Annotated in this window: 20 protein-coding genes and 5 tRNA genes; 8 read left to right on the top strand and 17 right to left on the bottom strand. The window is 51.0% G+C overall.

Going from position 1 to position 20461, the window contains the following annotated elements:
- Positions 1 to 31: 31 nt before the first annotated feature.
- The 16 genes from AAY72_RS05190 to aspS form a co-directional block, all read right to left on the bottom strand.
- Positions 32 to 107, bottom strand: a tRNA-Lys gene (locus AAY72_RS05190).
- A gap of 18 nt (positions 108 to 125) precedes the next feature.
- Positions 126 to 201 (bottom strand) — tRNA-Lys (locus tag AAY72_RS05185).
- Positions 202 to 219: 18 nt separating this feature from the next.
- Positions 220 to 295 (bottom strand) — tRNA-Lys (locus AAY72_RS05180).
- An 18-nt stretch (positions 296 to 313) separates the two neighbouring features.
- Positions 314 to 389 (bottom strand) — tRNA-Lys (locus AAY72_RS05175).
- A 28-nt stretch (positions 390 to 417) separates the two neighbouring features.
- Positions 418 to 493: transfer RNA gene (locus AAY72_RS05170), tRNA-Lys, on the bottom strand.
- Between the two features lie 181 nt (positions 494 to 674).
- Positions 675 to 1469 carry a tol-pal system protein YbgF gene (gene ybgF, locus AAY72_RS05165; protein WP_040291480.1) on the bottom strand — a complete coding sequence of 265 codons (795 nt, stop codon included), beginning with the start codon at positions 1467 to 1469 and terminating at the stop codon, positions 675 to 677.
- A gap of 22 nt (positions 1470 to 1491) precedes the next feature.
- On the bottom strand, positions 1492 to 2010 hold the full coding sequence (gene pal / locus AAY72_RS05160; RefSeq protein ID WP_008983926.1) for a peptidoglycan-associated lipoprotein Pal: 519 nt from the start codon (positions 2008 to 2010) through the stop codon (positions 1492 to 1494).
- A 47-nt stretch (positions 2011 to 2057) separates the two neighbouring features.
- Positions 2058 to 3404, bottom strand: a complete 1347-nt coding sequence (gene tolB / locus AAY72_RS05155) for a Tol-Pal system beta propeller repeat protein TolB (RefSeq protein ID WP_040291482.1) — start codon at positions 3402 to 3404, stop codon at positions 2058 to 2060.
- Positions 3405 to 3406: 2 nt separating this feature from the next.
- A complete protein-coding gene (gene tolA / locus AAY72_RS05150; RefSeq protein ID WP_008983928.1) occupies positions 3407 to 4366 on the bottom strand; it encodes a cell envelope integrity protein TolA in 960 nt (319 codons plus the stop codon).
- Entirely contained in the window at positions 4356 to 4781 is a 426-nt protein-coding gene (tolR, locus tag AAY72_RS05145) for a protein TolR (RefSeq protein WP_008983929.1), read from the bottom strand. Before tolR ends, tolA begins: the two co-directional genes overlap by 11 nt.
- Positions 4781 to 5461: a protein TolQ gene (gene tolQ, locus AAY72_RS05140; RefSeq protein ID WP_008983930.1), complete on the bottom strand. Its 681-nt coding sequence runs from the start codon at positions 5459 to 5461 to the stop codon at positions 4781 to 4783. The genes tolR and tolQ overlap by 1 nt, the downstream gene beginning before the upstream one ends.
- Before the next feature lie 904 nt (positions 5462 to 6365).
- On the bottom strand, positions 6366 to 7376 hold the full coding sequence (gene ruvB, locus AAY72_RS05135; RefSeq protein WP_008983931.1) for a Holliday junction branch migration DNA helicase RuvB: 1011 nt from the start codon (positions 7374 to 7376) through the stop codon (positions 6366 to 6368).
- A gap of 3 nt (positions 7377 to 7379) precedes the next feature.
- Positions 7380 to 8000, bottom strand: coding sequence for a Holliday junction branch migration protein RuvA (gene ruvA, locus AAY72_RS05130; protein WP_057785845.1), 621 nt, complete (start codon positions 7998 to 8000; stop codon positions 7380 to 7382).
- Between the two features lie 9 nt (positions 8001 to 8009).
- Positions 8010 to 8534, bottom strand: coding sequence for a crossover junction endodeoxyribonuclease RuvC (ruvC, locus tag AAY72_RS05125; protein ID WP_008951678.1), 525 nt, complete (start codon positions 8532 to 8534; stop codon positions 8010 to 8012).
- A gap of 2 nt (positions 8535 to 8536) precedes the next feature.
- Positions 8537 to 9280, bottom strand: a complete 744-nt coding sequence (locus tag AAY72_RS05120) for a YebC/PmpR family DNA-binding transcriptional regulator (protein ID WP_008951677.1) — start codon at positions 9278 to 9280, stop codon at positions 8537 to 8539.
- A gap of 90 nt (positions 9281 to 9370) precedes the next feature.
- Positions 9371 to 11146 (bottom strand): aspartate--tRNA ligase, encoded by a 1776-nt coding sequence (gene aspS / locus AAY72_RS05115; RefSeq protein WP_057785844.1) that lies wholly within the window; start codon positions 11144 to 11146, stop codon positions 9371 to 9373.
- 262 nt (positions 11147 to 11408) lie between these two features.
- Here aspS and cmoA point away from each other — a divergent pair, with 262 nt between their 5' ends.
- The 7 genes from cmoA to AAY72_RS05080 all read left to right on the top strand — a co-directional run bounded on the left by cmoA (position 11409) and on the right by AAY72_RS05080 (position 16992).
- Positions 11409 to 12137 (top strand): carboxy-S-adenosyl-L-methionine synthase CmoA, encoded by a 729-nt coding sequence (gene cmoA, locus AAY72_RS05110; RefSeq protein ID WP_057785843.1) that lies wholly within the window; start codon positions 11409 to 11411, stop codon positions 12135 to 12137.
- A gap of 2 nt (positions 12138 to 12139) precedes the next feature.
- Positions 12140 to 13105 (top strand): tRNA 5-methoxyuridine(34)/uridine 5-oxyacetic acid(34) synthase CmoB, encoded by a 966-nt coding sequence (gene cmoB, locus AAY72_RS05105; RefSeq protein ID WP_057785842.1) that lies wholly within the window; start codon positions 12140 to 12142, stop codon positions 13103 to 13105.
- A gap of 35 nt (positions 13106 to 13140) precedes the next feature.
- Positions 13141 to 14028 (top strand): LysR family transcriptional regulator, encoded by an 888-nt coding sequence (locus tag AAY72_RS05100; RefSeq protein ID WP_008983937.1) that lies wholly within the window; start codon positions 13141 to 13143, stop codon positions 14026 to 14028.
- Positions 14029 to 14040: 12 nt separating this feature from the next.
- Entirely contained in the window at positions 14041 to 14448 is a 408-nt protein-coding gene (locus AAY72_RS05095) for a hypothetical protein (RefSeq protein WP_057785841.1), read from the top strand.
- A gap of 74 nt (positions 14449 to 14522) precedes the next feature.
- The gene (gene purM, locus AAY72_RS05090; RefSeq protein WP_057785840.1) at positions 14523 to 15566 is read left to right on the top strand and encodes a phosphoribosylformylglycinamidine cyclo-ligase; all 1044 of its coding nucleotides are present in this window, start codon (positions 14523 to 14525) and stop codon (positions 15564 to 15566) included.
- 9 nt (positions 15567 to 15575) lie between these two features.
- Positions 15576 to 16238: a phosphoribosylglycinamide formyltransferase gene (gene purN, locus AAY72_RS05085; protein ID WP_057785839.1), complete on the top strand. Its 663-nt coding sequence runs from the start codon at positions 15576 to 15578 to the stop codon at positions 16236 to 16238.
- Complete coding sequence (locus AAY72_RS05080) at positions 16219 to 16992, top strand: DUF3108 domain-containing protein (protein ID WP_057785838.1); 774 nt, start codon at positions 16219 to 16221, stop codon at positions 16990 to 16992. The genes purN and AAY72_RS05080 overlap by 20 nt, the downstream gene beginning before the upstream one ends.
- Here the strand turns inward: AAY72_RS05080 and AAY72_RS05075 are convergent.
- Positions 16951 to 17730, bottom strand: a complete 780-nt coding sequence (locus AAY72_RS05075; RefSeq protein ID WP_057785847.1) for a class II glutamine amidotransferase — start codon at positions 17728 to 17730, stop codon at positions 16951 to 16953. The genes AAY72_RS05080 and AAY72_RS05075 overlap by 42 nt on opposite strands.
- 182 nt (positions 17731 to 17912) lie before the next feature.
- On the opposite strand from AAY72_RS05075, the gene fadE reads away from it, so the two are divergent.
- On the top strand, positions 17913 to 20399 hold the full coding sequence (gene fadE, locus AAY72_RS05070; RefSeq protein ID WP_057785837.1) for an acyl-CoA dehydrogenase FadE: 2487 nt from the start codon (positions 17913 to 17915) through the stop codon (positions 20397 to 20399).
- Positions 20400 to 20461: the final 62 nt, after the last annotated feature.

The following is a 20461-nucleotide window of genomic DNA, read 5'->3' as shown; positions in this document are numbered from 1 at the left end:
GCTAATGACCCAAACAGGATAACGCGAGAAGTGGTGGGTCATGATGGATTCGAACCATCGACCAACGGATTAAAAGTCCGCTGCTCTACCAGCTGAGCTAATGACCCAAACAGGATAATGAGAAGTGGTGGGTCATGATGGATTCGAACCATCGACCAACGGATTAAAAGTCCGCTGCTCTACCAGCTGAGCTAATGACCCAAACAGGATAATGCGAATTGGTGGGTCATGATGGATTCGAACCATCGACCAACGGATTAAAAGTCCGCTGCTCTACCAGCTGAGCTAATGACCCAAACAGGATAATGCGAAGTGGTGGGTCATGATGGATTCGAACCATCGACCAACGGATTAAAAGTCCGCTGCTCTACCAGCTGAGCTAATGACCCACTTCGAATTTACTTGTTTGCGCGATGTTGGTGGGTCATGATGGATTCGAACCATCGACCAACGGATTAAAAGTCCGCTGCTCTACCAGCTGAGCTAATGACCCCCACCGCGGACGCATATCTTACTGATTTACGGAATTTGTGCAACCAAAAACTACGAAAAAAAGCGATCTGGACGCCTGTTTGCTTAAAATGCCAGCGGATTGATGGCGGAGCTCTTGGCAGCAATTAGGTATAAAATTGCTAAACACCATAAAGAAAAAACCCGGCACCAGGCCGGGTTGATCATTTCAGCGCATCTACTCGTTCTTTTGCCAACCTGGCAGCTGTGGAGCTACCATGGGCCGACACGACTTTACGGTAGTGTGTTAAGGCCGCAGCCTTATCATTTTCCCGCTCTGCAATTTGTCCGAGTTTTAACAAGGCATCTGCTACCTTATTTGAGTCAGCAAAGTTATTCACTACGCGCTCAAACTGGGTTTTTGCTTTTGCCAGCTCGCCGTTGTTAAATAACAACTGACCAAGCCAGTAATGAGCATTTGGCGCATACACCGAGTTCGGGTAGGTACGCAAAAAACTCTCAAATTCTGGAATAGCAGCATCATAGCGCCGGTCTTTCAGCACCATGTTGACCGCTCTGTCATAGGCGTCATTTTCCGAGGCATTGCCCGAAACCGTGACTGCCGGGCCACTCGTGGCGTTTGGTGTCGTATTGGCAGTGCTGTTACCAGCACTACCCTGCACGGCACTTACCCGCCTCTCGATTTCCTGGTAAATATCACGTTGCCGCTGAATAATTTCATCCAGCTGATACGAGTGGGTTTCAGTGACCCCGCGCAGCTCGCTTACTTCATCCAGCAAGACCTGCAACTGTTGCTGCATTCTTACCTGCGCTTCGGCGCGGGCTTCAACCACCCGCTCCAGCGCAGCCAGCCGCTGCTCTACCGTACCGGTGGCAGCTGCAGCCGTAGAGGAAGCAACCCTGCCGCTTCTGCTTATCTCAGTAACCGGCGCCGGATTCGCCCAAGCGCCGATACTGACTAAGGACATCGCTATAAGCAGAGGTTTCTTCACTGTCATCCTCACTCGTACCCTTGGTTAATTAGTATACTAAAACTGCGCGACGGTTTTTCGCGTAAGCCGCTTCGTTCGTTTCACGAACTACTGGCTTCTCTTCACCGTAGCTAACAGTAGACAGTTGACCAGCGCTTACGCCCAGGTTCTGTAAGTACTGTACTACAGACAGTGCACGGCGCTCGCCCAGGGCGATGTTGTACTCTGGCGTACCACGCTCGTCAGTGTGACCTTCGATAGTCACGCGAACGCTTGGATTTGAACGCAGGAATTCACCGTGAGCTTGTAATACTTCGGCGAACTCAGGACGGATAGTCGCTTTGTCGAAATCGAAGTATACGGTGTTCTCGCGACGCAGCGCTTCCATTTTCTGACGCATTTGCTCAGCAGCAGTTACTGCTGGATCAACGCGCTCTACCTGTACAGTTTGGTTAGTGGCTGAAGTATCAGCATCACCAGCACCAGTAGAAGATTTAGAGCTACAAGCTGCCAGTGCTAATACTGGAACTGCAACTAATAAACCTTTTAACACTTTGTTTAAGTTCATAATGTTGTCCTTAGATTATATTTACCAAGTTTTACCAAGTTTTTGTTTTATAAAAAAGGTGACCAGGCCGGCGATTTAACTTGTCCATCAGACGCCGGTAGTCGTGCTTTAAAACGCCCATCCATAGAAACCAGTGCCAGTACCTGCGAACGACCATGCATAGTACTGTAAATAATCATTGAGCCGTTTGGTGCAACGCTGGGCGACTCATCAAGGTTCGTCGCGGTCAGCACTTGCAGGTAACGGCTTTGTCTATCCAATCTTGCTAAATGATAGCGCCCATTTGTACGATTTACCATCACAACCGATTGACCATCAGGCGAAAAAGTACCGGCCAGGTTCATTTCACCTTCAAAGGTCAAACGACGGGTATCACCAGTGGCTATATTAACGGTATATAACTGTGGATTACCGCCGCGCTCAGAGCTAAATACAATTTCCTGACCGTCTGGTGACCAACTCGGCTCCGTATCGATAGCACGGTGGCTGGTGATTCGGGTTAAGGCTTTGGTGGCAATATCCATTACGTAAATTTCAGCGTTACCATCTTTTGATAATACCATCGCCATCTTACGGCCATCCGGCGACCAGCGCGGCGAGCTGTTAATACCCGGGAACGCGGTCAAAATGGTACGCCGACCAGTATAGATATCCTGGATATAAATCTGTGCCTGACGCTTTTCAAAAGTCACATAAGCCAGCTTAGTGCCATCCGGTGACCAATCTGGTGACATTAATGGCTCTTTCGAGCGCAGCAATACCTGCTCGTTATAACCGTCGTAATCTGCAACCACTAACTGGTATGGAAATTCTGCGTTCGGCCGTACCAGCACATAGGCAATTTTGGTTAGAAACGCACCGCGCTCACCAGTAAGTTTCTCGTAAACGATATCGCTAATGCGATGTGCATACTGGCGGAATTGACCGCCATTAATGGTGGTTTCACGGGCATCCAGAATAAACTGACTGCTACCGACGAGCTGGCCAGCATTTAACATCTGAGTGCTGATACCGCTATTACCTTTAAGCACGTCAATCAATTCAAAACTTACCGAATAGCGGTCAATCCCTACCTCGGTAATTTCACCCATCACAATGGCTTCAACCCCTTCGCGTGCCCAGGCTGAAAAATTTATTTCTGCGGACTTTGACGGCCGCTGCGGCATTTTAATAAAAGGGATCGGGCTGAACTTGCCACTGCGCATTAAGTCTGCGGCAACCACTTCGGCGATATTTTCTTTCGGTAAGGTCGTACCCCGGAAGGTAAAAGGCAGGACGGCGATAGGCCGCGCTGAATCCACACCGTCAGTAATAATAATTTCCAGTGAAGCTTGCGCCTGCACTGTGACCAGCAGCAAAACGCTGCAAAATAGGCTTCGTAATAACTTTGTCATCATCAGAATTCAGGTGCCACCGTTAAGTTTATATCTTTTAACTGATTATACACATCCGGATCCTGCGACATAGGGAAGGTTCCGGCCCGGTTTACCGCCCGCACTGCGGCGTCACATACTGCGCGATCGCCATTGACCACGCTAACACTGGTTACAAAGCCGTTCGACGCCAGACGCAAATTCAAGCGGCAGGAACGCCCGCGCATCGTCGATTCATCTTTGATCAGATTACGGGTAATCGCATCACTGATCATCGCCGTGTAACGTTGTACTTCTGTTACCGCTTGTTGCGCTCTGGCCCGACGACGGGCATCGGCTTCCGCAGCCATTTGCTCTTGTAACATTCTTTCCTGCTCAGCACGTTCGCGTTGCTCCCGCGCCTGACGCTCGCGTTCAGCCTGGGCTTTGGCTAATGCCTCCTGCTCAGCTTTGCGTTTCGCTTCAGCGGCTTTCGCTGCTTCTTCAGCTTTTTTACGCTCTTGTTCACGCGCAATGCGCTGCTGCTCAGCGGTGCGGGCTTTAGCTGCTTCAGCTTCCTGTTGTTTTTTCGCTTCGGCTGCCGCTTTACGCGATGCGGCAGCTGCCTCATCGGCTTTACGCTTTTCTTCCGCTACCCGCTTTAAGCGCGCTTCTTCCTGTGCTCTGGAACGTTCAGCCTGCTGCGCCCGACGCTCTAAATCGCGGATCCTTTGCTCTTCTGCTTTACGAGCATCATCCTGCTGCTTTTTGATCTCAGCAACCCGCTGCTCTAACACATCTTTGTCTATCGCCACTGCCTCTACCGGTGCCGGCGGCGGTGGCGTACTGCTGGCAGCGCCAGCTTCACCAGACAGCGTTATTTGCGTTGGCTTAGGCCAAAAGCTCAGGCTGCTGATGGTTAACCCCAGCACTATGCCCAAATGTACCCAGGCCGACTTTGCCCAAGCCGTTTGCCACCACTTTTCGGTTAACTCAGACTTCATTATCAGTCATCAACCCGACAGAGGGTGCTCCGGCTTGCTTTAATACATTGATCAGGCGGATCACAGAATTGTAATCAACACGACCATCGCCCTTCACGATAACCTGAGTGCCAGGCTCAATACTTAACCAACTGGCCACTTCGACCTGTAACTGCGACGCGGTAAAAGGCCCCTGTTGGTTACCGTCTTTTTCAAAATAATACAAACCGGCTTCATCTACCGTGGCAACCAGCGGTGTTTTGCCATCTTTCATCTGTTCAATCGGCTCAGCTGCAGACTTCGGCAACTCAACCTTGACGCCCTGAGTAATAATTGGCGTCGTAATCATAAAAATCACCAGCAACACCAGCATCACGTCGATGTAAGGCACGACGTTAATTTCGGCGACCGGACGACGTTTTTTACGGGTATACATCAGGCGGCTTCTCCGCTGCTAACCTGTCGATGCAGAATATTGGCAAACTCTTCGACGAAATTCACATAGCTGCTTTCCAGCTGTTCGACCTGATGTGAAAATTTGTTATAGGCAATAACGGCTGGAATAGCGGCAAATAAGCCAATAGCTGTTGCAATCAAGGCTTCTGCGATACCAGGCGCGACCATCGCTAACGTGGCTTGCTGCACCGCACCCAGCGCAATAAACGAATTCATAATACCCCATACCGTACCAAACAAGCCGATATAAGGGCTGATCGAGCCGACGGTCGCCAAAAACGGTAGGTCTTGCTCCAACCGTTCGACTTCACGCGATAAACCAACGCGCATCGCCCGATGGGTACCATCCATCACAGCGGTCGCCTGGCGACTGCTCTTGTGCAGGCGGGCAAATTCCTTAAAGCCGGCTTTAAACAGCGACTCCAGGCCATCAACTTGCTGGCGGGCACTGACTTCGGCGTATAGCTTTGACAAATCGATACCAGACCAAAACCGGTCTTCAAACTTACGGGCGTCTTGCAGGGCTTCTTTTAATACTTTTTTGCGTTTGAAAATCATCGCCCAGGAGGTTACAGACATACCAACCAGGATCAACATCACTGCCTGCACCACAATACTGGCATCGAGTAATAAATGCAGAATCGAAATTTCACCTGCCACGCGTTAGTACCTCTGTAACTATATTGTTTAAAAATCTTATCAGACCTCGTTAAGGTACTGATTTGCTTGTACAGCGTCAACCTTTTACCGGCCTGCGAACCTATGTTCAGCGTTATACAAACACAAAATTTGCGCCACTGTTTCCATCTGCCAGATTTTACACCATCAAACTGCCATCCGCCCTTCTATGCACCCAGCCATTAGCTGCGCGTTTTATCCATATAATTCAGGTGGTTAGTTTGAAGCACCAAACTTACCGAAGTGCGTTTTGTCTTGATAAACCGCACTGTGGTGATGAGGTGGTTTTACTGCGTCTGGATCCATGTAATTTCGCGCCTGTATGATAATTAAGCCTGCAACGGAACTCAATCAGCCAACTGCCGTTTTGGTAACTATATTTTTTTACTTCGACCACTTGTTTTTTTACAAAATTTCAGGGCTTGCAGCCATTGACCCGATAGCCAGGCTGAAGTTCCGTTGTACCGTCAATATTTCAGGGACAGCAGATACCTTTCACTGCAAAAAAGTAATCTGGCGTCTATCTTCTGTCCTTTAGCTGAACCCCAGATGAACATTGCAACTAAAAGGCTGTTTTATTATCACAGCGAGAACACTCAACACCTTTATTTGTGATATTGCATTAGTTTTTCTTATAACAAAGCGCCAGTTTTTCTCGTTTGAAGTAATTGCTCCAAATCTTTAAGATACGCAGGTGTTCTGAGCTAGCGCAAAGACAATCAGAAAGTTGGTAGCGAGTTTTGGTTGTTTAGACAGTTCACTTAACAATGAGACTTTGTGAGAGAGGTTTTGTTGTTTGCTCCAAACATGTTCCCTGGATTTATTGAAGCACTCCTTCAACTTGTTGCTTGCCCGCTCATTGAGCGGGCTTTTTTTTTAACTCGACTTATTTCGATTCAGGCAAATCAAAGCCCAGATGACGATAAGCTCTTGCTGTGGCGATACGGCCACGCGGTGTACGCTGAATAAAACCCTGCTGAATTAAAAAGGGCTCTATCACATCCTCAATGGTTTCTTTCTCTTCCCCGATGGCGGCTGCCAGGTTATCCAGCCCGACCGGCCCGCCCATAAAGCTGTCAATAATCGCCGTTAACAGCTTACGGTCCATATAATCAAAGCCCTCGGCATCAACATCCACCATTTTTAACGCGGCTGAGGCAACCTCGATAGACACGATACCATTGGATTTTACCTGCGCATAATCGCGCACCCGGCGCAGTAGCCGGTTCGCAATACGCGGTGTTCCGCGGGAGCGGCGGGCAATTTCGGTCGCCCCTGCCACGTCCAGCTGCATATTCAGATAATGGGCCGAGCGCTGAATAATCTGGCTCAGTTCCTCGACCTTATAGAATTCCAGCCGCTGCACTATGCCAAAGCGGTCGCGCAGGGGTGAGGTTAAGGCACCGGCACGAGTGGTGGCACCCACCAGCGTAAAAGGGGGCAGATCGAGCTTGATCGAGCGGGCAGCAGGCCCTTCGCCAATCATAATATCCAGCTGATAGTCTTCCATCGCCGGATACAGGATTTCCTCTACTACTGGGCTTAAGCGATGGATCTCATCAATAAAGAGCACATCATTCTGCTCCAGATTGGTTAGCAACGCGGCGAGATCTCCGGCTTTTTCCAGCACCGGGCCAGAGGTAGTTTTAATATTGACACCCATTTCGTTAGCGACAATCATCGCCAGCGTGGTTTTACCCAGACCCGGCGGGCCGAAAATCAGTAAGTGATCCAGTGGATCGCCCCGGCCGCGGGCAGCTTCGATAAAGATCGCCATTTGTTCGCGCACATGCTGCTGACCGGTATAATCTGCCAGACTTTTTGGCCGTATCGCACGGTCAATCACTTCTTCTTCTTTTAATATTCCCGGCTGCAGCAGGCGATCGGCTTCAATCATGGCTTAAATCATACTCTTTAAGGCTGCCTTGATTAGCTGCTCGCTGCTAATCCCCGGCGTCAAATACTGTTTTACCGCTTTCGCGGCCTGTGCCTGACTATACCCCAAGGCCAGCAAAGCGCCAATCGCATCCTGCTCAGCGGTGGCTGGTGGCGCGAAAATGGCTTCATCATCACTGAGCAGTAGTTTATCGGTTACCGGTGTTTGAGGTGTCACACCCCAATCCTTTAAGCGATCGCGCATTTCAATTACCAGCCGCTCGGCCGTTTTTTTACCGACCCCGGGTAGCTTAATTAAGGTGCTGATATCGTCAAACTGCACACAACGCACAAAATGTTGCGCGGTCATGCCGGATAAAATAGTCAGCGCCAGCTTGGGGCCGACGCCATTGGCTTTAATCAACTGGCGAAATAAACTGCGCTCGGTCGGATTGCTAAAACCATAGAGCAGCTGTGCATCTTCACGCACCACAAAGTGGGTATAGAGGATAGCGGTTTTGCCCACTTCCGGTAATTCATAAAAGCTGGTCAGTGGCAGCTGCACTTCATAACCCACACCACCGACATCAATAAGCAGGTCCGGGGGTTGTTTTTCCAGAATAGTGCCTTGTAAACGACCAATCATCAGCTTTCCTTATTTACGTAAACGACCGCGTACCGTTTTACTAGCCTGCCCGGCCAGACTGACCAGACTTTGCTGGGTATGGCCATGGCACAGCGCTACTGCCAGTGCATCGGCGGCGTCGGCTTGCGGGTTGGCCGGCAGCTTTAACAGATAGCGCACCATATGCTGTACCTGCGCTTTATCGGCCGCGCCCGTGCCAACCACGGCTTGTTTCACCTGGCGGGCAGAATACTCAAACACCGACAACCCGGCATGGCAGGCAGCGACGATGGCCGCCCCCCGTGCCTGCCCCAGCTTTAACGCCGAGTCAGCATTACGCGCCATAAAGACCTGCTCAATCGCAAACACAGTGGGCTGAGTTTGGGCAATAATCTCACTTACGCCATTAAAAATGCGGATCAACCGCTCTGGCAGCTCATCGGTACCGGTACGGATACAGCCGCTGGCGACATAACTAAAGTTACCGCCAAGCTGCTTAATCACGCCATAACCGGTCAGCCGGCTGCCGGGGTCAATACCCAGAATAATGGCCAAGCTTACTCCAGAGTTGCCATAATGTCGTCGCTAATGTCGGCATTATGGTAAACGTTTTGCACATCGTCAGAGTCTTCCAGCGCGTCGAGCATTTTAATAAACCTGGCCGCGGTATCGGCATCAAGCTCAGCGCGGGTGTCCGGTAACAAGGTAATTTCTGCTGATTCGGCAGTAAAACCGGCCGCCGCTAACGCATCTTTGACGGCACTGAAGGCGTCCGGGCTGGTCAGCACTTCCTGACTGCCATCATCATGGCTTTGGACATCATCGGCACCGGCATCCAACGCTAATTCCAGCAGCTGGTCTTCATCAATGCCCGGCGCAAACAACAACACGCCCTTGCGCTGAAACATGTAAGCGACTGAACCGCTGGTACCCAGGTTACCACCGTATTTGCTAAAGGCATGCCGTACATCCGCCACAGTGCGCTTATTATTGTCGGTCATGGTTTCAACGATCACCGCGACACCGCCCGGCCCATAGCCTTCATAGACCAGCTCTTCGTATTGCTCACCGTCCTGCATACCGGCGCCGCGTTTAATGGCGCGCTCAATGGTATCGCGGGTCATATTTTCACTTAAGGCTTTGTCGACGGCCAAACGTAAGCGTGGGTTGGCGGCAACATCGGGGCTGATGCGGGCTGCGGTGGTCAGCTCGCGGATCATCTTGGTCCAGATTTTGTTTTTCTTCGCATCCTGGCGGGCCTTACGATGCTTCATATTGGCCCATTTACTATGTCCAGCCATCGGTGCTCCTGTGCTTGTAAAAACTGCGGGGTAAAGACGCAGTGGGCAATGCCCACTGCACAAGCTTAGCGATTGTTTCGCTGCTTAAACTCAGGCTTTGACCGCCACCTGAATACCCAGTTCGGCTAGCTGGGCTGGATTAGCGGCACCCGGTGCGTCCGTGAGCGGACAGGCTGCAGTAGCGGTTTTCGGGAACGCCATCACATCACGGATTGAGGTCGCGCCGGTCATCAACATCACCAGGCGATCCAGGCCAAAGGCCAAACCGGCATGCGGCGGCGCGCCGTATTTTAAGGCTTCGAGCAGGAAACCAAATTTCTCGGCCGCTTCTTCATCGCTAATGCCCAATAAGGTAAAGACCTTGGCCTGCACTTCAGCGGTGTGGATCCGCACTGAGCCACCACCTAATTCAGTGCCGTTTAATACCATGTCATAGGCATTGGATAACAGCTCACCAAGCTTGAGCTCGTTATTCGGGGTATTCAGGAAATGCGCCGTGTCCAGTGGCGAGGTAAACGGATGGTGTACTGCCGAGTAGCTGCCATCATCGTTTTCTTCAAACATCGGGAAGTCTACCACCCATAACGGTTTCCAACCCGGTACCGTCAGTTTTAAGTCTTCGCCCAGCTTTAAGCGCAGTGCCCCCATGGCTTCGCAGACAACCTTGTAACTATCGGCACCAAAGAAAATTAAATCGCCATTTTGAGCGCCGGTGCGGGCCAGAATTTCGGTAATGATCTCTGCGCTTAAGAACTTAGCTACCGGTGACTGGATACCTTCAGCGCCTGCTGCCAGATCGTTAACTTTCAACCAGGCTAACCCCTTGGCGCCATAGATGCCAACAAAGCTGGTGTAGTTATCGATATCTTTGCGGGAGATTTTCTCGGCAGCGCCTGGCACTTTCAATGCCACAACGCGGCCTTTTGCATCATTGGCCGGGCCAGAGAAGACTTTAAATTCAACGTCTTTTAATAAGTCAGCCACATCGACAAACTGCATCGGGTTGCGTAAATCCGGCTTGTCGGAACCGTATAAGCGCATCGCTTCCCAATACGGCATCCGTGGGAAATCGCCTAAATCGACATTCAGCAGGCTCTGGAACATCTCACGTACCATCTGCTCTGTCACCGCCATCACTTCCGGCGCCGTCATAAAGGAGGTTTCGATATCGATCTGGGTAAATTCCGGCTGGCGATCGGCGCGTAAGTCTTCATCACGGAAGCATTTCACGATCTGGTAGTAGCGATCCAGACCTGACATCATCAACAGTTGCTTAAACAGCTGTGGTGATTGTGGCAACGCAAAGAACTGGCCTTTGTGCGTGCGGCTGGGTACCAGATAATCGCGCGCGCCCTCTGGCGTGGCCTTGGTCAGGATCGGCGTTTCGACATCTAAAAAGCCCTGGCTGTCCATAAAATTGCGCACAAAGCTGGTGACCTTGGCGCGGAATTTCAGCCGGTCGCTCATCAGCGGCCGGCGTAAATCCAGGTAGCGGTATTTCAGGCGCTGCTCTTCACTGTTTTCGTGGTTAAAGTCCAGCGGCAGCGGCGCGGCTTTATTCAGAATAGTCAGCTCACTGGCATAAACTTCTACCGCACCGGTGGCCATCTCCTGGTTTACCTGCGAGGCCGGGCGCGCCCGCACCTGGCCTTTTATCTGAATGCAGTATTCATTACGCACGGTATAGGCAACATCGAACAAATCTTTTAAATCCGGGTCACAAACGACCTGCACCAGACCTTCACGGTCACGCAAGTCAATAAAAATCAGACCGCCCAGATCCCGCCGCCGGTTGACCCAACCACTTAAGGTGACGTCTTGCCCAACTTCTGTTGCCGTTAACTTACCGCAATAATGGCTACGCATTAACCTTTCCTTTCATTCAAGCTGAAGTGCTACACCTGTCATCTGGCGACAACCACGGTTTTTGTCTGCGCGGCTGTCGAAATTGATAGTGTATCTATTTAATGGGCGCTAATTATAGCGAAATGCGCTTTAATGTCACTGCCCGCTTTGGAAAAGCAGTTAATGCGTGTTGCTAACCATCTTGGGCAGCGATTAACTGCAGAAAAGTACCCGCCTTTGCGTTAAAATGCTGCCCATATCGTGCCCTTATTGAGAAATTAAGATGCAAAAAGATCAGGTATATGCCGATCCGCTGGCCCATATTGCCGATTTTCGCTTTGACGCGGCCGTGGCCGAAGTATTCCCGGATATGATTCAGCGCTCGGTACCCGGCTATCAGACTATTATTCAGACCATTGGTAAGCTTACCGCCCGCTTTCAACAGCCGGACAGTCATTATTATGATCTCGGTTGCTCACTGGGCGCCGGTACGCTAGCGATGCGCCGCAATATTAGTGCCGCTAATAGCAGGATCATTGGTGTCGATAACAGTGCAGCCATGGTCGAGCGTTGTCAGCTGCACTTACAGGCATTTCGCTCTGAGGTGCCGGTGGAGATCCTGCTGGCCGATATCCGTGATGTGGCGATTGAACATGCCGCCGTGGTCGTGGTGAACTTTACACTGCAGTTTTTAGCGCCTGAGGATCGTAGTGCGCTGATTAATAAAATTTATCAGGGCCTAAAGCCAGGGGGCCTGCTGCTCTTGTCCGAGAAATTTATTAACGACGATAGCCTGACCAATGAATTGCTGATTGACTTGCACCACGACTTTAAACGCGCCAATGGCTACAGCGAGCTGGAAATCAGCCAAAAGCGTACCGCACTGGAAAATGTGATGCGCCCGGATAGCCTGCAAACCCACCGCAGCAGACTGCAGCAAGCAGGTTTTAACACGCAAACACTGTGGTTTCAGTGTTTTAATTTCTGCTCGATGCTGGCGATTAAGGATTAAGCATGCTGGATTTTTCTCCCTTTTATGCCGCCTTAGCGCAAAACCAGTTAAGCGCCTGGCTGGAAACCTTACCGGCCCAACTGGCCAACTGGCGCAAAGAAGCGCTACATGGTGACTTTGCCAGCTGGCAAAAGGTGTTGCAGCATTTGCCCGTAACCAGGCCCTCGGTCGTTGAGCTACAGCAGGAGGTGAAATTCGGTACCGCCGCTGATATCAGCGCCGGCGAAGCCGAACGCATTCGCTATTTATTACAACAATTAAAGCCCTGGCGCAAAGGCCCCTTCTCTATTCATGGTATAGAGATAGATACCGAGTGGCGCTCGGATTGGAAATGGCAGCGCGTATTGCCGCATATCCGTAATTTAACTAACCGCACTGTGCTCGATGTCGGCTGTGGCAGCGGCTATCACTTATGGCGGATGCGCGGTGCCGGCGCCCGTTTTGTAGTCGGTATCGACCCGTCGCAACTGTTTTATGCGCAGTTTCAAGCCATTAAACACTTTAATCCGGATCCGGCGGTGAATTTAATCCCGATTGGAATCGACGAGATGCCCGCCTTAAAGCAGTTCGATACGGTGTTTTCAATGGGGGTGTTATACCATCGCCGCTCACCGCTGGATTTTTTACAGCAATTAAAACAACAACTGCGGCCGGGCGGCGAGCTGGTGTTGGAAACCTTAGTCGTCGAAGGCGACGAGCAGACGGTGTTAGTGCCGGGTGAGCGCTATGCCAAGATGCGTAATGTCTGGTTTATTCCCAGTACCGCCGCCTTATGCCATTGGTTAACCCGGCTTGGCTTTAAAGATGCACGGGTGGTTGATTTAAATACCACCAGCCTGGAGGAACAGCGCGCCACGGCCTGGATGGAAAATGAAAGTCTGATTGATTTTCTCGATCCGAATGATCATAGTAAGACCATTGAAGGTTATCCGGCACCGATACGTGCCGTTGTGATTGCCGGCGTTTAACGCCGGCATAGCTGCAGCAGGAGCGCACCAGCACTATGCCCTACCGTCCCAAGTCAACGCTGGAACAATGGCGAATTTTACAGGCTGTGGTCGATGCCGGCGGTTATGCCCAGGCGGCGGATCTGCTAAATAAAAGCCAGTCGTCGTTAAACCATGCCGTCGCTAAGTTGCAATCACAACTGGGAGTCGAGCTATTGGAAGTGATTGGCCGCAAAGCACAGCTTACCCCAGCGGGCGAGGTCATGCTGCGCCGCTCACGCATTCTGACCCAGCAAATTGAAGATTTAGAGCTGTTAGCCGATAACCTTGATAAAGGCTGGGAGCCAGAAATTCGTATCGCTACTGAACTGGCCTATCCGAAACCCTTTTTATACCAGGCGCTGCAGGCCTTTTACCCAATTAGTCGTGGCAGCCGGGTGCAAATTATTGATACGGTACTCACTGGCACCAGCGAGATTATTACCCAGAAAAAAGCGGATCTGGTGATTACCGGCGTAGTACCCAAAGGCTATTTAAGTGAACCGCTGTATGTGACCCGCTTTATTCCGGTGGTCGGTTGCCAGCATCCGCTCGCCAGTATAGACAGCCTGGATCAAAATGAGCTAAGCCAACAGCTGCAAATTGTGATCCGCGATACCGCCGTCAAGCCGCAGGAGCATATGGGCTGGCTAAAAGCGGAACAACGCTGGACCGTGAATAATTTTCACGAGGCAGTCGATATCTTACAGCTTGGCTTAGGATTTTGCTGGTTACCCGACTTTGTGGTGAATCCACAGTTGGAAACAGGTCAACTGTGCCGTTTACCGCTAAAACAAAGTACTGAACGCCTGGTGCCAATGAGTTTGCTGGCACCACAAGAAGAAACTCTGGGGCCGGGTAGCCGGCAATTACGGCAGTTGCTACTGGCCGCACATCAAAAATAACAAGGACCTTTTATGCAAGCGCAGGAACTACATACCCTGATGCAACAATCGGCAGCCGATGCCGTCAACTTTGCGGCTGAGCAATATCAATTAACGCTGGATGGCAGTGTGGAAAGTCTGCATCAGGTTGATACGTTGCTGGCCAAGTTGTATCAGGATCAACAGGCAAAACCGCACTCCAGTGAAATGCTTTTTACGCTGTGTAATATTATTGGTGCCTATGTTGGGGAAGTTTTTATCCAACACGTCGGTGGCCAGTGGCAAAATAATACGCAAGATCAAAGCGCCCCTTACCTGGCAGTAGGCTTTGCCGATAAAGAATTTCCATTTGCATCAGTGTGTTACCACAAGATTGTTAATGATAACAGCATCAGCCTGCAAGATTACCTGCGCCAGGCACGTGAGAATGCCACACAGTAAGGCTTTTGTCGGCGCCGTTAAAAAGGTAAAATGGTGCCCTCTTTAGCCAACCCCCAAGCCATTCGAGGAAAGCCGTGAGCGAGCAGAAAACATCTTTAAGCTATAAAGACGCCGGAGTAGACATAGACGCAGGTAATGCGCTGGTTGATCGGATCAAAGGCGCGGTAAAGCGCACCACCCGTCCGGAAGTCATCGGTGGCCTTGGTGGTTTTGGCGCGCTATGCCAAATCCCTGCCGGTTATAAAGAGCCGGTACTGGTGTCAGGTACTGACGGTGTCGGCACCAAATTGCGCTTAGCGATGGATTTAAAGCGCCATGATGGTGTGGGTATCGATTTGGTTGCGATGTGTGTGAACGATCTGGTAGTACAGGGTGCAGAACCGCTGTTTTTCCTCGATTATTACGCTACCGGTAAATTAGATGTCGATACGGCGTCGCGGGTCGTTGCCGGTATTGCGGAAGGCTGTGTGCAGTCGGGTTGCGCCTTGGTTGGCGGTGAAACCGCTGAAATGCCAGGCATGTATCATGGTGATGATTACGATATCGCCGGTTTCTGCGTTGGTGTGGTGGAAAAAGCCGATATTATCGATGGCTCCAAAGTCCAACCCGGTGACCAGTTGATTGCTCTGGCCTCTTCTGGTCCACACTCCAATGGTTTTTCACTGATCCGCAAGGTACTGGAAGTGTCAGGTCAATCTCCTGAGACCTTACTGGACGGTAAGTCGATTGCCGACCACCTACTGGAACCGACCCGTATCTATGTGAAAAACCTGCTGGCACTGTTTAAAACCACACCGGTACATGCGCTGTGTCATATCACCGGCGGTGGTTTCTGGGAAAATATTCCACGGGTACTACCGGCTGATACCAAAGCGGTGATTAATGGCAAAAGCTGGCAGTGGCCGGCAATTTTTGACTGGTTACAGCAACAGGGTAATATCAGCCGCCATGAAATGTACCGTACCTTTAACTGTGGTGTCGGTATGATCGTGGTGGTCCCTGCCGCTGAGTTAGATCAGGCGCTGTCGAAGCTGCAACACGCTGGCGAAACCGCTTGGCATCTGGGTGAAATTCAGGCCGCTGCGACCGGCGAGCAACTGGTTATTATCAACGAGTAAGAAGGCAGCATGAAATCTATCGTCGTGCTGATCTCAGGCAGTGGCAGCAATTTACAGGCCCTGCTGGATAGCTGTGCTGCGGGTTTTATCCCCGGTAAGATTACCGGGGTGATCTCGAATAAAGCCAATGCCTATGGCTTAAAACGGGCTGAAGCCGCAGGTGTCGCGACTGCGGTCCTCAGCCACAAAGGCTTCGACAGTCGGGAAGATTATGATCAGGCGCTGATTGCGGCGATTGAGCAATTTAAACCCGATTTAATTGTGCTGGCCGGTTTTATGCGCATTCTCACCGCAGAGTTTGTGCAACATTTTTCCGGTAAATTATTGAACATTCACCCTTCTTTGTTACCTAAGTATCAGGGATTGGCGACGCATCAGCGGGCGATTGACGCCGGTGATACCGAACATGGCTGCAGTGTGCACTTTGTCACTGAACAGCTGGATGGCGGGCCGGTAATTTTGCAAGCCAAGGTGCCAATTTTCCCAGGCGACGATGCTTCAGTCGTGGCAGAGCGGGTGCATGCACAAGAACACCAAATTTATCCGTTGGTGGTGCGTTGGTTCTGTCAGGGCCGTTTACATCAAAAGGTAAATGAGGCATGGTTAGACGGTAACTTACTTCCAGCACAAGGTTATGCCCAGGATGAGGATGATGTCGAGGTGGCGCCGTAACGCAGCCGTTTTGTTTACCACCTTTCTAATCAGCACTGCAGTTTCAAGCACTGCAGTTGCAGAATCTACAATAGAAAGCCCTGCTTTTAGTACTTTTAATGCCGAATATCTGATTTACCGTGGCGGTAAAAATCATGGTAAAGCCAAACGCTATCTACACCAGCAAGCAGACCACTATGAAATGGGTTACAGCAGCGATATTAGCTGGCTGGTATTTAGTGATAAACGCAGTGAAACCTCAACCTTTATCGTGCAGGATGCGCAGATCCGACCGCTACATTACCTGATGAAACGCAGTGGTACCGGCAGTAACCGCCATTATGAATGGCGTTTAGACTGGCAACAGCAACAGGTACTTACCGGTAAGAAAGCAGCCGTAAAAGCCATACCGTGGCAGGATAACTGGCTGGATCCGCTCAGCTATCATCAGCAGTTGATTAATGATTTGAAAGCGGGTAAAACCGAATTCAGCTATGACGTACTCAATCGTGATGGCAATAGCCGTACCTACCACTACCGGGTAGAACTGGAAGAACCGCTGGCGCTGCCCTACGGCAATGTGCGGGCAATCCGTATTGCCAGAGTGGAAGAGAACAGCGAGAAACAAGTGTTGGCCTGGGTCGCGCCTGAGCTGGACTATATGTTAGTGCGACTGTGGCGCGGTGAAGACAACGTGGAACAGTTCGATGTCCAGCTGCATAAATTAGAGTGGTTACAGCGCTCGGAGCACGAGCGGCTCACCGAAACGGAATAACTGCGCCTCGCCTGGCCGCATCTTATGCCACTGCTCGTTATTGGTCAGTGGCTCAGTGGCAATGATGGTGACCACATCCTTGGGGGTGGTTTCCCGGCTAAAATCAATATCGACATCCACATCCGACAGCCGTGCCACACCAAAGGGCGCGCGTCGGGTGATCCAGTGCAACTTGGTAGTACAAAATGCCAGCACGTACTCACCGTCACTCAGCAGCATATTAAATACCCCCAATTGTTGCAGCTTGGGTAATAATCCGGCGATAAAGCGCATTGCCGCTTTAGGTCCCGGGCTTTGGCCGGGATAACGTTTTACTAACTCACTTAATAAGTAACAAAAGGCGCGCTCACTGTCTGTGGTTCCGACAGGCTGAAAGCGCTCAACCGCTAACTGGCGGAAATCTTTTAACTGACCATTGTGAGCATAGGTCCAGTAACGGCCCCATAGCTCGCGGGTAAAAGGATGGGTATTCTCCAGCCCCACCCGGCCACTGTTAGCCTGCCGCACATGGGCTACCACGGCCATACTTTTAATCGGATAATCGGAAACCAGGCGGGCAATTTCCGACTGATAGCTCGGTAAAGCATCCTTAAAGGTACAAACGCCCTTCCCCTCGTAAAACGCCACGCCCCAGCCGTCTTTATGCGGGCCAGTTCTGCCACCGCGCTCTTTTAGTCCTTTAAAGCTAAAACAAATATCGGTTGGCACATTGGCTGACATCCCCAGTAATTCACACAAGTGCCACACTCCCATTCCGGCAAAACAACAGTCTGGTTGCTATGCTAGAACGTACAAACAGTGTCTGCAACTTTTGTTGACAGTTATAGCTAGTGCGCTGCGGCACGAAGTGCTTGCAACTTGGCGCAAAGCATTCTAAGCTAAGACTTTAGTGGTCAGACCTCTTATCACAGGAGTTTACAATGAGTGTGTTTCTGTTTTGTATGGCATTGCTGGTAGCGACAGGCGTACTCGCCTATCACCGCGCCAGCCTGACATTATTTACCGCGGTACTTGGCGCTATTCTGTTAGTAGGTACCTTTAGTGGTGTGGCCGGCTTTTTTGCCTGGTTGGTATTTTTAGTTATCGCGCTGCCGCTGAATATCGCCTCGGTACGCCAGCAGCATCTGACTAAGCCGCTGTTAAAGCTGTACCGCAAAATTATGCCGGAAATGTCCAGCACCGAAAAAGAAGCTATTGATGCCGGTACGACCTGGTGGGAAGGGGATCTGTTCCGCGGCAATCCGGATTGGCAAAAAATGCATAACTTCCCGCAACCACGCTTAAGCGCTGAAGAGCAGGCGTTTTTAGACGGCCCGGTAGAAGAAGTGCTGGCCATGTTTGATGACTGGCATGCCACCCATGAGCGGGCCGATCTGGCACCAGAAGTCTATCAGTACCTGAAAGACAAAGGCTTCTTTGCCATGATCATCAAGAAAGAATACGGTGGTCTGGAATTCTCTGCCTTTGCCCAGTCTTGCGTGCTGCAAAAGCTGACCAGTAAGAGCATGATGTTATCCAGTATCGTCGGCGTACCTAACTCCTTAGGCCCGGGCGAACTGTTGCAGCATTATGGTACGGATGAACAAAAAGCTTATTATTTACCGCGTCTGGCGAAGGGTATCGATGTGCCTTGCTTCGCCCTGACCAGCCCGGAAGCCGGCTCAGACGCCGGTGCTATTCCGGATTTTGGTGTGGTCTGTAAAGGTCAGTGGAATGGTGAGGAAATCCTCGGCATGCGCCTGACCTGGAATAAGCGCTATATCACACTGGCGCCGATCGCCACTGTACTGGGCCTGGCTTTCAAACTGCAAGATCCGGACAAACTGCTGGGCGATAAAGAAGATCTGGGCATTACCTGTGCGCTGATCCCTGCTAATACCCCAGGTGTCAAAATTGGCCGCCGTCACTTCCCGCTGAATGTACCATTCCAGAATGGTCCAACGCAGGGTACTGAGGTCTTTGTGCCACTGGATTATATTATCGGTGGTCCGAAGATGGCTGGCCAGGGCTGGCGGATGCTGGTGGAATGTTTATCAGTGGGCCGGGCTATTACGCTGCCATCGAACAGTACTGGTGGTATCAAGGCTGTGGCGCTGGCGACCGGTGCCTATGCCCGTATTCGTCGTCAGTTCAAATTACCTGTTGGTAAGATGGAAGGCGTAGAAGAAGTGATGGCGCGGATTGGCGGTTATGCCTACATGGCCGACGCGTCAACAGCAATGTCAGTGAGTTCAATTGACCTGGGCGAAAAGCCGTCTGTGATCTCAGCCATTACCAAATACCATATGACCGAACGCATGCGTCAGGCGATTATTGACGCGATGGACGTGCATGGTGGTAAGGGGATCTGTATGGGTCCGAACAACTACCTGGCCCGTGGTTATCAGGGCGCACCGGTCGCGATTACTGTAGAAGGCGCGAATATTTTAACCCGCAATATGATTATTTACGGTCAGGGCGCGATCCGTTGCCATCCTTTTGTACTGGCTGAATTGCAGGCAGCCCAACTGACGGACGAAGGCGCAGCGGTCACGGCTTTTGACAAGGCACTGTTTGGCCATATCGGCTTTGCAATCAGTAATTTCTTCCGCACCTTCTGGTTATCGTTAACCGGCGGCGCCTTCAGTCACGCCCCTTACAACGATGATACCGCCCGCTACTACAAGCAAATGAACCGCTTTAGCGCAGCACTGGCACTGATGTCTGATGTGGCCATGGGCACCCTGGGTGGTGATTTAAAACGTCGTGAACGGATTTCAGCGCGCCTGGGTGATATTCTGAGTATGCTGTATATCACTTCGTCCGTGTTAAAACGTTATCAGGACGAAGGCCGGCAGGTGCAGGATTTACCGCTGGTGCAGTGGGCCTGTGAAGATAACCTGTTCCGTGCGCAGCTGGCGTTAACAGAGCTGTTCGATAACTTCCCGAACCGCGTTGTCGGTGTCGTGTTAAAGCGTATTGTGTTCCCGTTTGGCCGTACCCTGCGCAAACCGTCCGACCAACTGGATCATCAGGTATCACGCATTATGATGACACCATGCGAAGCGCGTAACCGCTTAGGTAAACACCTGTATCTGAAAGTTGAACCACTTAATCAGTTAGGCCGTGTTGAGCAGGCGCTGCTGGATGTGTTGGCCGCTGAGCCTCTGTTCGATAAAGTCAGCAAAGCCTCGGGCAAACGCCTGCCGTTCTTCCGCCTGCATGAAGTGGCGGATGAAGGTCTGAAGCTGGGCGTGATTAACCAACAGGAAGCCCAAATACTGCGCACAGCTGAAGAAAGCCGTTTATTTGTGATTAATGTTGATGATTTTGAGCCAGAGTATCTGGCTGCGGATAAATCATTAAAACAGCAGGCTAATGGCGCAGAGGCGCTAAATGCCGCCGAGAAAAAATCAAAGGCGGCTTAATAACAGCCAAGTCAGAAAAATTAAAAGGCCGGTTATCGCAACCGGCCTTTTTTTACGAACAA

This window comes from Alishewanella sp. WH16-1 (assembly GCF_001441695.1).
In the GTDB taxonomy this organism is placed as follows: domain Bacteria; phylum Pseudomonadota; class Gammaproteobacteria; order Enterobacterales; family Alteromonadaceae; genus Alishewanella; species Alishewanella agri.
This window is presented reverse-complemented; position numbering and strand designations above follow the sequence as displayed.

Excerpts from the sequence above, each read along its gene's own strand:
- ybgF (WP_040291480.1), bottom strand. The coding sequence starts at position 1,469 with ATGACAGTGAAGAAACCTCTGCTTATAGCGATGTCCTTAGTCAGTATC.
- pal (WP_008983926.1), bottom strand. The coding sequence starts at position 2,010 with ATGAACTTAAACAAAGTGTTAAAAGGTTTATTAGTTGCAGTTCCAGTA.
- tolB (WP_040291482.1), bottom strand. The coding sequence starts at position 3,404 with ATGACAAAGTTATTACGAAGCCTATTTTGCAGCGTTTTGCTGCTGGTC.
- tolA (WP_008983928.1), bottom strand. The coding sequence starts at position 4,366 with ATGAAGTCTGAGTTAACCGAAAAGTGGTGGCAAACGGCTTGGGCAAAG.
- tolR (WP_008983929.1), bottom strand. The coding sequence starts at position 4,781 with ATGTATACCCGTAAAAAACGTCGTCCGGTCGCCGAAATTAACGTCGTG.
- ruvB (WP_008983931.1), bottom strand. The coding sequence starts at position 7,376 with ATGATTGAAGCCGATCGCCTGCTGCAGCCGGGAATATTAAAAGAAGAA.
- ruvA (WP_057785845.1), bottom strand. The coding sequence starts at position 8,000 with ATGATTGGTCGTTTACAAGGCACTATTCTGGAAAAACAACCCCCGGAC.
- AAY72_RS05120 (WP_008951677.1), bottom strand. The coding sequence starts at position 9,280 with ATGGCTGGACATAGTAAATGGGCCAATATGAAGCATCGTAAGGCCCGC.
- aspS (WP_057785844.1), bottom strand. The coding sequence starts at position 11,146 with ATGCGTAGCCATTATTGCGGTAAGTTAACGGCAACAGAAGTTGGGCAA.
- cmoA (WP_057785843.1), top strand. The coding sequence starts at position 11,409 with ATGCAAAAAGATCAGGTATATGCCGATCCGCTGGCCCATATTGCCGAT.
- cmoB (WP_057785842.1), top strand. The coding sequence starts at position 12,140 with ATGCTGGATTTTTCTCCCTTTTATGCCGCCTTAGCGCAAAACCAGTTA.
- AAY72_RS05100 (WP_008983937.1), top strand. The coding sequence starts at position 13,141 with ATGCCCTACCGTCCCAAGTCAACGCTGGAACAATGGCGAATTTTACAG.
- AAY72_RS05095 (WP_057785841.1), top strand. The coding sequence starts at position 14,041 with ATGCAAGCGCAGGAACTACATACCCTGATGCAACAATCGGCAGCCGAT.
- purN (WP_057785839.1), top strand. The coding sequence starts at position 15,576 with ATGAAATCTATCGTCGTGCTGATCTCAGGCAGTGGCAGCAATTTACAG.
- AAY72_RS05080 (WP_057785838.1), top strand. The coding sequence starts at position 16,219 with ATGTCGAGGTGGCGCCGTAACGCAGCCGTTTTGTTTACCACCTTTCTA.
- fadE (WP_057785837.1), top strand. The coding sequence starts at position 17,913 with ATGAGTGTGTTTCTGTTTTGTATGGCATTGCTGGTAGCGACAGGCGTA.